We start from the raw sequence: 12803 nt of genomic DNA, 5'->3' as shown, positions 1-12803 counted from the left end.
CTCCTCATCTGAGGAGGGGAACTGTTGTTCTATTCTATCCTTTTCAGCCTCCAACACTTTCTACCTGGTACTTGGCACTTTGTACCTACTACCCAATAACTAACCCTTCGCAAAAGGCCGTGAGCTGGCGCATGGATTGGCCCAGCCAGCGGCGCAGGCGGCGCAACTGGCCGCGCCGGATGGTGCGCAGCGGGCTAGCTACGTGGCCGTACCGAAACTCGATGCTGATGAGGCAGTGCTGGTCGTCGACCTCCTCGATGTAGTAAATGAGCATGGAGTTCGGGAAAAGGCGCCAGTGCGATACTTTTTCGACGTACTCGATGTGGTCGTCGGCTACGATGCGCTGCACGGCTTGCAGGTCAATTTGGCCGTTGTACAGATCGAGTTTGTAGCTGGTGCCGGGGCGGTAGGCCTTGGTGATATCGTAGTGCACGGCGCTAGTGCCGGCCAGCCAGCGCGGCCGCAGCCGAAAGTTGGTGAGCACCCGAAAGGCGAACGTAGCCGGTACGTTGGCCACGCGGCGCACCTTAATGCGGCAGGTGGTAGGCAGCTTGCCGTTGTCCGACTCTGTTTGCAGCAACAGGCGCAACGGCGTGAGGTAGGCGTAGCGGTAGCTGATTTCGCCTAGGTAGTCGTACACGGTGGCGCTCTGCTGCAAGCGCGTCCAGGAAAAGCAGCGGGCCAGCTCGGCGGGGGGTTGCGTGCTCAGGTAATCCTCCGTGAGCAGGATGTACTCCGAGCCCGTTACGTTGTTCTTGAGCAGGCGGTGCGCCACTATCACGTCGCGGCCCAGCAGCTTGGTAAAGTTGCGGATTTGCGACACGCTCACGCGGCCGTAGTGCACCACAATCTTGAGGGTCAAATCGGCGTCTTGCAGCGCTGCTACCAGCTCCGAGCCGGTATCGCGCGCTACCATCTTCAGGTAGTTCTGAAAATCCAGAAACACCCGGCGGCACTGCTCTACCATTTCGGCTGCCGAGGGCGGCTCACCGAGGCGGTAAAACAAAATGGCATCGCCCTGAATTTCGGCCACCTCCATATCAAGGGTATTGGCCTCCACCAAAATCTCCAGCAAATCGGCCACCAAATGCGGAGCCTGGGGGTGGTCGGCCTCCTCGATAAAACGCGTGAAGCCACTGATGTCGGGTATAAACAACAGCGCCGGCTCGGCATCGTCAAGCGCCTCAACCGGCCTCATGCCAGCCAGGCGGCGGGCAGCGCGCAAATCTTCCAGTAAACTCATACAAAAGCGCTAGCGGGGTGGGGCCGCGGCAACAAGCGCCCGTGCGCCTATACGAGCCATAGGCCCAGCAGGATGTTGGCGGCGCCGGGGCGCATAGTTAACGCGGCCATAGCCCGCCGCTACGCGGCGAAGTGGCTTGGGCACCTAGGGGTTTTCGGCTTATCTTTGCCGGCACTGGGCTGCGTAGTTCAACGGATAGAATAGGCGTTTCCTAAACGCTTGATATGGGTTCGATTCCCGTCGCGGCTACATAAAATGTCTCGTGAGCAGAAGTTCGCGAGACATTTTCTTTTCGCCCGTTGCGGGGTAAGCGGTTGGGTAAAACACGTTGCCTAAAACCTCCTTAACTCGTCTTTAGCAAAGTGCTGTACTCAAACCGCCAGCCGCCGAACTTGCGAAAGTAAAAGCCAGATTCGGGTGTGTAAAAGCGTTTGTTTAGGTGTGGAAGCACCGAAAGCTTGTAGCGTTTCATGATCAGAGAACGTCACTAAATGACTCCAAATGAATCGGTGCGCGCCTGGAAACATGCGCTGATGGCGACGGGTGCTTTTTGTCTCCTTATCCTCTTTGTTTCGCTGTCAGCTCCGGTGAAAGATGCCGGCAGAGCCGGGGTACTCGGAACACGATTGTTAATAATCGGATTCTGGACACTTCAATTTATATACTTGGGAACCGCCGCCGGAGTGCTTGTATTTGTGATGCGAGCTTTGGCGCGCCTACGCATAATGTGGGTGCTGATGTGGATACCCTACGCAATGCTTGGCTACAACCTGTTTCCGGCAATGCGTGCATACGAGCCCGTCTTTATCGCGCCGCTTTACCTAGCAGTGCCTTTTTTTATTGTGTTGCATGGCTTGCTGTTCGCAATACGAACCCGAGCCAACAACCAGTTCTCCGACGGCAACTAGGCTCTTTAAAGCTGAACGTCTGCTCCTAACGGCATGTGGATAACCGCACCTCGGCTGAGTGCAAGTTCCGCTTGAGTAAGCTTAGCCTTGTTGCAGCCACTCCATAGCGGCGCTTTCTTCAACAAACGTGCGGAGGTCGTAGGGCAGATTGGGGGCCAATACGGCTTGCAGGCTGGGCTGCAACGACGGCGCGTTCTGGAGGCTGTGCTCGTAGGCAGGCGAAAGCAGGTAGGCCAGCCGCAGGCGCACGGGCGAGCAAGCGGCTGCTACTTGCGGCAACCATACGTGCGCAATCCAGTGGGCCTGCTCGGGCGTTGGCACGGGGCGGCGGCGCACATCCACGAGCAAGCGGTGGGCTTGGTACTGCTGGGTTGCCTGCTCCAGCGCCTGATAGCCAGCTTCAATAGCGTCCGATGCGGACTGCGCCGTCCAGCGAGCTACCAGCACGTGCAGATCGGGGCGGTATTGAAGTTGGATGGTAGAGTTTTCAATCACAATTCAAAGATACGCGGTGCGCCCCTGCTTAGGTACGCGCAGCCCTAGGTGCCCGGAGCCGCCGTGTTGCCGGGCACCTAGGATTGACTGTAATAGAACTAATCTTCTGCCACTTCAGGGTTGGCAGGCAACCATCCGGGGCGGCTGCCTGTTACTGCTGCTCGTATTCGAATGAGATGAAGAAGACACTTGCGCAGCTGCCGGTTTCGATACTCGACCTAGCAGTTATCTTGGAAGGCCACACCCCGGCCGATACTTTCCGCAACACCCTCGACCTAGCCCAACATGCCGAGCGGTGGGGCTATCAGCGTTTTTGGTTGGCCGAGCACCACAACATGGCCAGCATTGCCAGCTCGGCTACCGCGGTGCTCATCGGCTACGTGGCGGGCGGTACCTCGCGCATTCGGGTGGGCTCGGGTGGTATTATGCTGCCCAACCACGCCCCGCTCATTGTGGCTGAGCAGTTTGGCACGCTGGCTACCCTGTACCCCGGCCGCATCGACCTAGGGCTGGGCCGCGCGCCCGGCACCGATCAGCTAACGGCTATGGCCTTGCGCCGCGATTTACAAGGCTCGGTGGAGGATTTTCCGCGCCACGTGCAGGAGCTGCTGGGGTACTTATCAGCCGACAACAGCACCAGCCGCGTGCGTGCCGTGCCGGGCGAAGGCCTCGACATACCGGTGTGGCTGCTGGGCTCGAGCACCTACAGCGCCCAACTGGCCGGGCTACTGGGTTTGCCGTTTGCGTTTGCCAGCCACTTTGCTCCGGCGCAGCTACAAGCCGCGCTGCATCTCTATCGCGAAAACTTCCGCCCCTCGGAGTACCTCGCCGAGCCTTACGCGGCAGCCTGCGTAAACGTAATTGCTGCCGACTCCGATGCCGAAGCCGAGCAGCTGGCAACCTCCTTCTACCAGTTGGCCCTCAACATCATTCGTGGCACCAGCCGCCCGCTGCAGCCGCCGGTTGATGATATGCAAGGTATTTGGTCGGATATGGAGCGTGAAGCCGTGGGTCAAATGATGGCGTACTCCTTTATCGGTGGCCCAGCCAAGGTGCAAAAGCAGCTGCAAACCTTCCTCGACAACACCGGCATCGATGAGTTGCTGGCCGTGTCGCACATCTACGACCACACCGCCCGTTTGCGCTCCTATGCCCTGCTCAGCAGCTTTTGCCAACCGGCTGCGGTGGCCGAGCCGGCGCCGGGTGCTACCCTGCAGGTATAGGAAGCGCCAACACTGCTACCTAGGCATTAAAGCGGCCAATTAGCTGTTTGCTGCAATTATGTAATTACAACCCCGCCCCCGCTTAGCTAGGGCAAGTGGAACGTAGCCACTGCTGAGCGTCGGGCAGGTTATCGAACACCCGCGCCTCAAACGCGCGAAGCTGGGCATAAAACTCGCTGGCCGAGCCTTCGGCCAGCGAGGCGGGGGTGGTAATCATGGCAAAGTGCTTTAGCCCGGCAGCGGCCGCCATGGGTGCCCATTCGTTGACAACCCAATCGATTGAGTGCCCCCACGGGCCGCGCACATCGCGGGTGTCGTTGAGCACACACGAAAAGCCCGCTTTGGCTAATGCATCGGTGTAAGCCTTGGCGCCTTCCTGAATGTTACTTGCCGTCAGGTAACCTTGCCAACGCACGTGAATCCACTGGTTTTGCACATCGGTATCGATGGTCAGGAACACGCGGCCAAGCGACGACTTGAGTTCTGGCATAAAAATGAGAGCCTAGAAAAACTACTTTGGTTGAGGGTTGAAATGAGTATTACGGCCAAAGCCCCGAGGCCCTAGGTACTAGTTAGGCCGCAGGCCCAGGCCCGCGCTTCGGCCAGGTCGCCAAATGAGCGTACTTCAAAAGGTACCGCCTCGGTTACATCCTGGTACATATTACCGATCAGCATACGGTTGAGCGTTTCCTCCGATTCGAGGCGGGCAAAGCGCTGCACACCCAGCTTGGCCATAGCAGGCAGCACCACCTCGGCCACCCAGCGCAAATCAACGGGGCGCACGGCGCCCAGGAGCCGGTCGTTGGCAATCCAACCGGTAACGTTGTGCCGGCGAGCCAATTCCAGCGCATCAGTTATCTGACTACGGAAGGCGGCACTGCTCACAAAGCTTAGCCACTCCGTTTCCAGGGCGTTGGTGCGCCCGCGGTGCAGGTGCAGTACAAGGGAAGGATAAGACGCTATGGGGGGCATGAAACGGGAATAGTAGGGCTACAAACGTACTCAGGCATGTGCATGTTCCCAGTACTTTTGCGGCACATACAGCCTGTGCCGCAGTTGTGCCGTATGCCTACATACCCACCTTCTGCTTTACATGCCTCCTTCCCCTGCTTTGCTTTCAGCCGAGGTGTTTCCGCCGGCCGAGCTCCTGCATACCGTACTCGATGTGGTGCCTTGCGCGCTGGTGCTCTACACTCCCGTACACGATGCCTCCGGCCAAGTAGCTGATTTGGCGTTTGCCTACCTCAACCCGGCTGCGCAACAATTGCTGGGCTTGCCGGCCCAACCGGCAACCACCTATCTGCAGCAGTTTCCGGAGAGCCGCGGCAACCATGCGTGGGCAGCGCACCAGCAAGCCCTGCTGGCCGGGGCCGGCCTACCCCATGCGCTAAGTTATATTGCCGCTGACGGCACCGTGCAAGCTACCGGACAACGAGTGGGCAGCGGCTTGCTGGTAAGCTTCGCCAACGCGGCGGTCCCGCACCACCTTACGCCAGTCCAGGAGCACCCCGAACGTCAAGCCGAGGAGCACAGCAAGCAGCTGCGCATTTTTGATACCATACTGGAGCGCCTGCAGGAGTTCGTGTACCTCTTCGACCTGGACGGCCGGTTTCAGTACGTGAACAAACCTTTGCTCGATTTGTGGGGCCTGAAGCTGGAGCAGGCCGTGGGCAAAAACTTTTTCGATCTCGACTATCCCAATCAGCTTGCCAGCGTTTTGCAAGCCCAGATTCAGCAGGTAATCGACACTCACCAAACCGTAGAGGGCGAAACAGCCTACACCAGCCCGAGCGGCGAGACCGGGCATTACGAGTACGCCTTTGTGCCCTTGCTGGCGCCCGATGGCTCGGTAGAGGCCGTGGCCGGCCGCACGCAGCCCGTTACGGAGCGCCGCCGCGCCGAGGCCGCTTTGCGCGCAAGCGAGGCGCAGTACCGCACCATCATCGAATCGATGGACGAAGGCTTTTGCATTATCAAGGTACTCTTCGATGCCCACGACCAGCCTACCGATTACCGGTTTATCGAGATGAACCCGGTTTTTGAACAACAAACCGGTATGCAAAACGCCCTGGGCAAAACCGTTCGGGAGCTGGTGCCCAACATCGAGATGTTTTGGGTGAAGACTTACGGCCAAGTAGCCCGCACGGGTAAGCCCATGCGCTTCGAGAACCACGCTGAGTCGATGGGCCGCTGGTTCGATGCCTATGCCTTCCGAATCGGCGAGCCGGAGCAGAACCACGTGGCCGTGCTGTTCAACGACGTTACCGATCGAAAGCGTACCGAAAAGGCTTTGCGCAAGGGCGAAGAGCAGCAGGCCTTTTTGCTGCAGCTTAGTGACCGGCTGCGCCCCTTGCTCGACGCCACCGCCATTCAGTTTCAGGCGGCGTGCGCCCTAGGTCAGTACCTGGGTGCCAACCGCGTGGGCTACGCCGAGGTGCAGCCCGATGTCCAAACCATTGTGGTAACGCGCAACTATACCAACGGCGTGCCCGGCATCGAGGGCCGCTACCAGTTCGATGATTACGGCCCGGCCTTGCTGCAGGAATTGCAGGCCGGCCGCACGGTAGTGCGCCCCGACATTGCCAACGACCCTACGCTAACCGAAGCCGAAAAGCACGCCCACGCCGTGCTGCAGCTGGGGGCTACCGTAAACCTGCCGCTGATGAAAAACGGCGAGCTGGTGGCCGTGCTGTTTATCCACTACCAACACGCCCACGACTGGAACGACGACGAGCTGGCCCTGCTAACCGAGACGGCTGAGCGCACGTGGGCCGCCGTAATTAGAGCGCGCACCGAAGAAGCCCTGCGCGAAAGCGAGGAACGCCTGAAACGGGCCATGTCGATTGAAACGGTTGGGGTTATCTTCTTCGGGCTAGATGGCGTAATTCACGACGCCAACGAGGCCTTTCAGCGCATGAGCGGCTACTCGCGCCAGGATTTTGTGAGCGGCCGCGTGCGCTGGGACGAAGTAACCGCCCCGGAGTTCATGCCGGCCACGCGCAAGGCCATTGAGCAGCTGCGCACCCTCGGCGAAAGCAACCCCTACGAAAAGCAGTACCTGCGCCCCGATGGCACGCGATGGTGGGGCCTGTTTGCGGGCAAGCGCCTCAGCGAAACGGAGTGCGTAAAGTTTGTGCTTGATATTACCGAGAGCAAGCAGGCCGAGCAGCAACTGCACCTGATGAACCAGCAGCTGCAGCGCGTCAACGTCGATCTGGATAACTTCATTTACACGGCCTCGCACGACCTCAAGGCGCCCATTGCCAACATTGAGGGGCTGCTGAACCTGATGCAGGAGCAATTGCCGGCTACCAATCCGCTTACCCTCGAGCTACAACCCCTGCTGCAAATGATGCAGGAATCGGTGGCGCGGTTTCAGCGCACCATTGAGTATTTGAGCGACGTGGTGAAGCTGCAAAAGGAGCACGACCAACCCGCTACCGACGTGCCGCTGCGCCCCGTAATCGACGACGTGCGCCTCGACCTGCAACCGCTGATTGCCGAAACCCGCGCCACCCTCGATATCGACGTAGCTAACTGCCCGAGCATTTCGTTTTCGGCCAAAAACCTGCGCTCGGTGGTGTACAACCTGCTCAGCAACGCGCTGAAGTACCGCCACCCCGAGCGACGGCCGCACATTCGCGTTTACTGCGAGCTGCAGGAGCAGTTTACCGTACTACGCGTGCAGGACAACGGCCTGGGCCTCGATGCGCAGCAGCGGGAGGAATTGTTTGGCATGTTCAGGCGCTTGCACCACCACGTTGCCGGCTCGGGCCTGGGCTTGTACATGGTGAAGCGCAGCGTGGAGAACCTAGGCGGCAACGTAACGGTGCAGAGCGAGCCGGGAGTGGGCTCTACGTTCTCGGTGTACTTTCGGCGCTAGTACCCGTATACGGTTCTGCTGCTAGTGGCCGCTAGTGCTTTTCCCCTTACCAGTAGCTTATGACGCCTCTGCCGAGCGTGTTGTTGGTAAATGATGACACCACTACCAATTTTCTTAACCAAACCCTGCTTACTCGCCTAGGTGTAGCCAACCGCATTTACGTGGCCCTAAACGGCGAGCAAGCCCTTACCCGGGTGCAAACGCACTGCGCTACCTCCGACCCCGAGTGCCCAGCCCTGATTTTGTTGGATGTGAACATGCCCGGCATGAACGGCATTCAGTTTCTGGAAGCGTACCGCCAGTTACCAGAGGCGCACCAACAAGCCTCGGTGGTGGTAATGCTGACCACCTCCATGCACCCGCGCGATGTGGAGCGCGTGCAGCAATTGCACGTAGATGGCTTTGTGAACAAGCCGCTCACGGCCGATAAGGTGCAGGAGCTATTGCGCACCCATTTTCCTGCCCATGTAAATACGGCCGGGTAAGCACCCCAAGGTGCCCACCCGGCCGAAACAAACGCCGCGGCACCTAGGGCTACTCGGGAGCCAGGGCGCGCAGATTATCGTCGAGGTTGCCGTCGATGAGCAGGTAACGCGGGTCGATGCCGGCTTTGCCGGGCTTGCGCGGCACCGTAACGATAATGGTTTGCCGGCCTGCCCTGATGCGGTGCCACCCTCGGTATAGCTCCTCGCCGCGTAAGTCGCCGGGGGCTGGGGCGTAGGCGCCTATTTCCACCACGTCGTTCATCGGCAGGGCTTTTTCAGCTCCGGTTTCGCTCACGCTCAACTTGCGCGCCCGCACGCCGATGGCTACCTGCCACCGGCCGCCGGCTATCGGCTTGGCCTCTACCCTTTCGGCCGAAAGCTCCCAAAAGGTGTTCTGGGCGAATAAATCGTGCAGCAGGTAGCGCAGCGAATCGGGCGTGTTGGCCTGCAGCTCGCGGTAGAGGTGCAACGAGGTGGGCAACGGCGCCCGCCCGCCACTGTATTGCTTAAACAAGCGCTGCAAAGCCGCGTTTACCGGCGCAGGGCCTAGGTATTCGCGCAGGGCATACATGGCAAACGGTCCTTTGCGGTACACGCCAAAATGGTCGGTTTCGCGCAGCAGCGGCACATCGGCCTCGGGGCGCGGACTGATGTACTCGCGCCGCATCATGCGCAGCAAGCGCCCTAGGTGCTCGGCGCCCAACGCGTCTTCGACCACGCCCATGGCACTGTACCACGCCAAACTCTCGGAGAGTACAGGGCCGCCCTCTACCTTGGCGGGCACCACCTGGTTGCCCCACCACTGGTGCGCTACTTCGTGCGCCATTACGGCAAAGGGCAAGTCTAGGTCGCGGTCGTCGCGCTGGGGGCTCACGAAAGCAAAGCCCTCGGTGTAGCGAATGGTGCCGGGAAAAGATGTTAGCCGCAAGCCACTGGCCGCGCTTGGCACCTCTACCAAGCGTAGCTGCTGGTGCGGGTACGGCCCAAACTGCTTGGTGTAGTACGCCAGCGAGGCCCGTACGCTCCGCAGCAAACGCCCTAAGTTTTGGGTGTGGCTGGGGTGGTGCAGCACCTGTATTTGCACGTTGTTCCAGCGCGTTTCCTGCACGGCGTAGCGCGCCGAAAACACCGCGTAGCCGTTGCGGATGGGCTTGTCGGTTTGATAGTGGAAGTAGCGGCGGCCCCTGGCCTGCCACGTGCGCAGCAGGGCACCCGGCGCTACGGCCGTTTGCTCGGGGGCGGTGCCCACAATGGTTTCCAGGGTAATATGCTCGCGGCCGCGCAGGTCGTGGCGGGCGGCGCTATCCTGCAGGGCTCGGGTGGCGGGGCGCGCTGCCAGGCCGTGCTGCCGCCGCACGCCGGCGTTGCTTAGCTCGTATGCCGGTTGGTAGCCTACCGATGGCAGCCACTCTTCCTCGAGGCAGGTGCCGTTGGCTACTACCACGGTGCCGGCATCGTGCGTGGCAAAGCCTCTAGGTGCCAGGGCCTGCCGGAAATGCATGCGCAGCGTGTCGCCGGGCTGCAGGGGTTGGCTTAAGGTGTAGATGCGGTAGCCCAGTTCGTCGTCGGCCAAAGCAAGCTTGGCGGGTTGGCTGAACTGCACGTTGCTCGGCGCCACATCGGGGTGAAACACCACGTGCACCGAGTCGATGGCGTGGGGGGTTTGGTTCTGGAGCTGATAACTACCGCTCACCTCGGCGGCTTGGCGCTCGGGATACAACTCGAGGTGCAGCTTGGTGGCTTGCAGCACAGGTTGCGGAGCGTTGCGGAAGCGCCCGTAGCGCCGCTCGTACGTGGCTCGTTGGGTTGTTTGGGCAGCTTCGGAGACATAGGTTTGCCGCACGTAGGTGTGGTAAAAGATATACCCACCGGCCACCAATACCAGGCTTGCACCTAGGGCAGGCAGCGCCCAGGGCAAGCGCCGCCACCGTTGCGCGGCTTGCTGCACGCGCGCCGGTAGGCCTTGCTCCTGCCCGCGCGGCCACGCTACCAAGCCCGCCAAACCTATCAGCAACGCCCAACCGGCCCAGTACAGCTTGTACCAGCCCCAAGCACCTAGGGCGCTGCCGAAGCCGTTCATGTAGGAATAGCTCCAGCCGAGGTCGGAGCCAAAAACCAGCAACTCATGCTCGATGCCGATGACCGGGGCAAACACCGTGTAGAGGTAGAACAGCAGCACCAGCAGGTGCCCCACGTATTTGGCTTGCACCAGCGCGTGCCCGGCCATAGCCACTACCGCAAACAGCAGGTACTTAGCCAAGTGCAGCCCGAAAAGGATTTGCAGGTACAAGCCCAGCTCGAACTCAAAGTAACCTTGCTGAGCCTGCAGGGCCATGCTCGAGAGCATCACAACCACTTGCAACGCCAGCAGCATCAACCACAAGCCCAGCAGCTTGCCCACGAATAGCACCCACGCCGGCACGGGCGTAGAGTCGGTTATGGCACCTAGGCCGGCATCTCGCTCGCGCCACACCAACTCACCGGCGTACAGCGTAATCAGGCTGGCCACAAACACGCCGATGGCCATATGCCCCATCATGGTGGCTAGGCGGCCGGTAACCGGCAAACTGGGTGTGCCCAGTTCGCCTTCGAGCAGCTCGGGGCCCATCAGCTGCAGCAGCACGAAAACAATAGGGAATAGCAGCCAGCTTTTGCCACCGGCAATCCACCGGAAAGAGTTGAGCGCAACACGGCTTACTTGCCGCACGGCCGTAGCGCGCCCAAACACTTGCGGCATACGCGGCAAGGCGGCTGGCACACTCCACTGCAGCAACGCCGCCTGACTATCAGCTAGGGCATCAGCGGCTGATGCTTGCACCCGGCGCCCGCCCACGCTGTGGTGCGCAAACCGAAAGCGCAGCTGCGCTACTCCCAATGCCGCCAAGCCAATGCCCAGCCACAGCAGCCGGTTGGTAAGCACCGCACCTTCGAGGGCAATAAGTTGGGTATTTTTCTGCAGCGGCGTCCAGGCTCGCCACAGGGCGCTCATGGCCGTGAAGCCGGTTAGGTCGAGGTGCTTGCCGAGCGTCCAGTAGCCCAGCACATCGGCCACAAACTCGCGGCTGAACAGCACCAGCAAAAACAGCAGGGCCGCCACCAAGTAGCTTACCACCGCCCGCCGGCTAAGCACGGCCGCCGCAAACAGCAACGCCGTGATGACAAACGCATTGGGCAGCGCCACGATGAAGTAAGCCCCCACGTACGCCATGGGTCTGAACGGACCTAGGATAGCTGCTTCGAGGCCCAGCAGGTGGGTAGCCAGCACCAAAGCCAGTGGCACCGCTGCCAGGCACAACCCATTGAGCACAAAGGCCGCCCAGAAACGCCCTGCCAGGTACGTAAAGCGCGTCTGCGGCGCGGTGTAGAGCAAGGGCGCGATGCGCGTTTGCGCATCGCGCGTGGCGGCGTCGGCAGCTATAGCGGCGCTTACCAGCAGACCCGTGAGGCTGGCAATAACCGTGATGGTGGTGATGATAATGGGCGCGTTGAAATAGAAGCCGCCGCGGCGGGCATCATCGACAAACGCTGCCGCTACCCAGATGGCCAAGCCCAAAAACACGAGCAAGTACAGCCACGTGGTGTAGCGCCGCAGCTGGTAGCCGAGCTCAAATTGTAGTACTCCCCAGGTCTTCATGATGCTACCTCGAGTTTGGGGTGAGCAGCCAGCCGGCCGCGGTGCCCGGCCATTACGCTGAAGTACACGTCCTCTAAGTCGGCTTCGATGGCCTCGAACCCGGCACTGGGCTTGGTTTCGCTGAACACGTGCACCACGGTGCGCCCCGCCAGCAGCTTGGTTGAAATAACGGCGTGCTCGCGCGCCAGCGTAGGCAGCTCGTCGCGGGCGATGATGCGCCGCCAGATATGGCCTTGCAGATGGGCTACTTCGCGCAGTGGTTCGCCTTCGAGCAGGATTTCGCCCTGGTTGATGATGGCCATGCGCGTGCACAGCTCGGCCACATCTTCCACGATGTGGGTGGAGAGCAGCACCACGCTGTTCTCGCCCAACTCACTGAGCAGGTTGAGAAAACGCACGCGCTCGGCCGGGTCGAGGCCGGCGGTGGGCTCGTCGACGATCATCAGCCGCGGGTTGCCGAGCAAAGCCACGGCCACCCCGAAGCGTTGGCGCATGCCACCCGAAAAGCCGCCCAGCTTTTGCCGGCGCACGTCCCAGAGGTTGGTTTGCCGCAGCAGCGCTTCCACGGCTTCGCGGCGGGCGGCGCGGTTGGTGATGCCCTCCAGCATGGCAAAGTAGTCGAGCAGGTCTTCGGCCGTCGATTTGGGGTACACGCCGAACTCCTGCGGCAAGTAGCCCAGCGTGCGGCGCAACGCCTCCTTCTGGCGCAGTACATCAATGTCGCCGAGGTTGATTTCGCCTGCATCGGGTTGCTGCAGGCCGGCCAGTATGCGCATCAGCGTGCTTTTGCCGGCGCCGTTTGGGCCCAGCAACCCGTACATGCCCGGCGGGATGGTAAGCGACACGTTACGCAAGGCTTGCTTGCCGTTGGCGTAGGTTTTGGAAACGTTGCGGATAGTTAAGTCCATGCGGATTGCCCGTTGAGCGTTGCA

At 60.7% G+C, this 12803-nt stretch carries 10 protein-coding genes and 1 tRNA gene; 5 read left to right on the top strand and 6 right to left on the bottom strand.

All coding sequences use genetic code 11. The annotated features are described in order from the left end of the window. Positions 1 to 88: 88 nt before the first annotated feature. The gene (locus ASU33_RS05955; RefSeq protein ID WP_078062913.1) at positions 89 to 1243 is read right to left on the bottom strand and encodes a DUF2652 domain-containing protein; all 1155 of its coding nucleotides are present in this window, start codon (positions 1241 to 1243) and stop codon (positions 89 to 91) included. Positions 1244 to 1420: 177 nt separating this feature from the next. Between ASU33_RS05955 and ASU33_RS05950 the strand changes: the two genes are divergently transcribed. Further along, positions 1421 to 1492 (top strand) — tRNA-Arg (locus tag ASU33_RS05950). Between the two features lie 242 nt (positions 1493 to 1734). Next, the gene (locus ASU33_RS05945) at positions 1735 to 2151 is read left to right on the top strand and encodes a hypothetical protein (RefSeq protein WP_059069242.1); all 417 of its coding nucleotides are present in this window, start codon (positions 1735 to 1737) and stop codon (positions 2149 to 2151) included. Between the two features lie 81 nt (positions 2152 to 2232). Here ASU33_RS05945 and ASU33_RS05940 read toward each other — a convergent pair whose 3' ends face one another. Continuing rightward, the gene (locus ASU33_RS05940; protein WP_059069241.1) at positions 2233 to 2646 is read right to left on the bottom strand and encodes a hypothetical protein; all 414 of its coding nucleotides are present in this window, start codon (positions 2644 to 2646) and stop codon (positions 2233 to 2235) included. Positions 2647 to 2822: 176 nt separating this feature from the next. Between ASU33_RS05940 and ASU33_RS05935 the strand changes: the two genes are divergently transcribed. Beyond that, positions 2823 to 3869, top strand: a complete 1047-nt coding sequence (locus ASU33_RS05935; RefSeq protein WP_059069238.1) for an LLM class flavin-dependent oxidoreductase — start codon at positions 2823 to 2825, stop codon at positions 3867 to 3869. 82 nt (positions 3870 to 3951) lie between these two features. Here ASU33_RS05935 and ASU33_RS05930 read toward each other — a convergent pair whose 3' ends face one another. Both ASU33_RS05930 and ASU33_RS05925 read right to left on the bottom strand, forming a co-directional pair. Beyond that, positions 3952 to 4359: an STAS/SEC14 domain-containing protein gene (locus tag ASU33_RS05930; protein WP_059069237.1), complete on the bottom strand. Its 408-nt coding sequence runs from the start codon at positions 4357 to 4359 to the stop codon at positions 3952 to 3954. Positions 4360 to 4430: 71 nt separating this feature from the next. Then, positions 4431 to 4841: a hypothetical protein gene (locus ASU33_RS05925; RefSeq protein ID WP_059069234.1), complete on the bottom strand. Its 411-nt coding sequence runs from the start codon at positions 4839 to 4841 to the stop codon at positions 4431 to 4433. A 121-nt stretch (positions 4842 to 4962) separates the two neighbouring features. Between ASU33_RS05925 and ASU33_RS05920 the strand changes: the two genes are divergently transcribed. Beyond that, positions 4963 to 7752 (top strand): PAS domain-containing sensor histidine kinase, encoded by a 2790-nt coding sequence (locus ASU33_RS05920; protein ID WP_078062912.1) that lies wholly within the window; start codon positions 4963 to 4965, stop codon positions 7750 to 7752. Between the two features lie 59 nt (positions 7753 to 7811). After that, entirely contained in the window at positions 7812 to 8237 is a 426-nt protein-coding gene (locus tag ASU33_RS05915; RefSeq protein WP_059069230.1) for a response regulator, read from the top strand. Between the two features lie 49 nt (positions 8238 to 8286). Here ASU33_RS05915 and ASU33_RS05910 read toward each other — a convergent pair whose 3' ends face one another. Together ASU33_RS05910 and ASU33_RS05905 are read right to left on the bottom strand one after the other, a co-directional pair. After that, positions 8287 to 11871 (bottom strand): ABC transporter permease/M1 family aminopeptidase, encoded by a 3585-nt coding sequence (locus ASU33_RS05910; RefSeq protein WP_059069228.1) that lies wholly within the window; start codon positions 11869 to 11871, stop codon positions 8287 to 8289. Then, positions 11868 to 12779 carry an ABC transporter ATP-binding protein gene (locus ASU33_RS05905; RefSeq protein WP_059069226.1) on the bottom strand — a complete coding sequence of 304 codons (912 nt, stop codon included), beginning with the start codon at positions 12777 to 12779 and terminating at the stop codon, positions 11868 to 11870. The genes ASU33_RS05910 and ASU33_RS05905 overlap by 4 nt, the downstream gene beginning before the upstream one ends. Between the last annotated feature and the right edge of the window lie 24 nt (positions 12780 to 12803).

Source organism: Solirubrum puertoriconensis (assembly GCF_001483135.1).
Classification (GTDB): Bacteria; Bacteroidota; Bacteroidia; order Cytophagales; family Hymenobacteraceae; genus Solirubrum; species Solirubrum puertoriconensis.
Note: the sequence above shows the minus strand (reverse complement) of the source record. Positions and strands in the feature narration are given on the sequence as shown.

Excerpts from the sequence above, each read along its gene's own strand:
- ASU33_RS05955 (WP_078062913.1), bottom strand. The coding sequence starts at position 1,243 with ATGAGTTTACTGGAAGATTTGCGCGCTGCCCGCCGCCTGGCTGGCATG.
- ASU33_RS05945 (WP_059069242.1), top strand. The coding sequence starts at position 1,735 with ATGACTCCAAATGAATCGGTGCGCGCCTGGAAACATGCGCTGATGGCG.
- ASU33_RS05935 (WP_059069238.1), top strand. The coding sequence starts at position 2,823 with ATGAAGAAGACACTTGCGCAGCTGCCGGTTTCGATACTCGACCTAGCA.
- ASU33_RS05930 (WP_059069237.1), bottom strand. The coding sequence starts at position 4,359 with ATGCCAGAACTCAAGTCGTCGCTTGGCCGCGTGTTCCTGACCATCGAT.
- ASU33_RS05925 (WP_059069234.1), bottom strand. The coding sequence starts at position 4,841 with ATGCCCCCCATAGCGTCTTATCCTTCCCTTGTACTGCACCTGCACCGC.
- ASU33_RS05920 (WP_078062912.1), top strand. The coding sequence starts at position 4,963 with ATGCCTCCTTCCCCTGCTTTGCTTTCAGCCGAGGTGTTTCCGCCGGCC.
- ASU33_RS05915 (WP_059069230.1), top strand. The coding sequence starts at position 7,812 with ATGACGCCTCTGCCGAGCGTGTTGTTGGTAAATGATGACACCACTACC.
- ASU33_RS05910 (WP_059069228.1), bottom strand. The coding sequence starts at position 11,871 with ATGAAGACCTGGGGAGTACTACAATTTGAGCTCGGCTACCAGCTGCGG.
- ASU33_RS05905 (WP_059069226.1), bottom strand. The coding sequence starts at position 12,779 with ATGGACTTAACTATCCGCAACGTTTCCAAAACCTACGCCAACGGCAAG.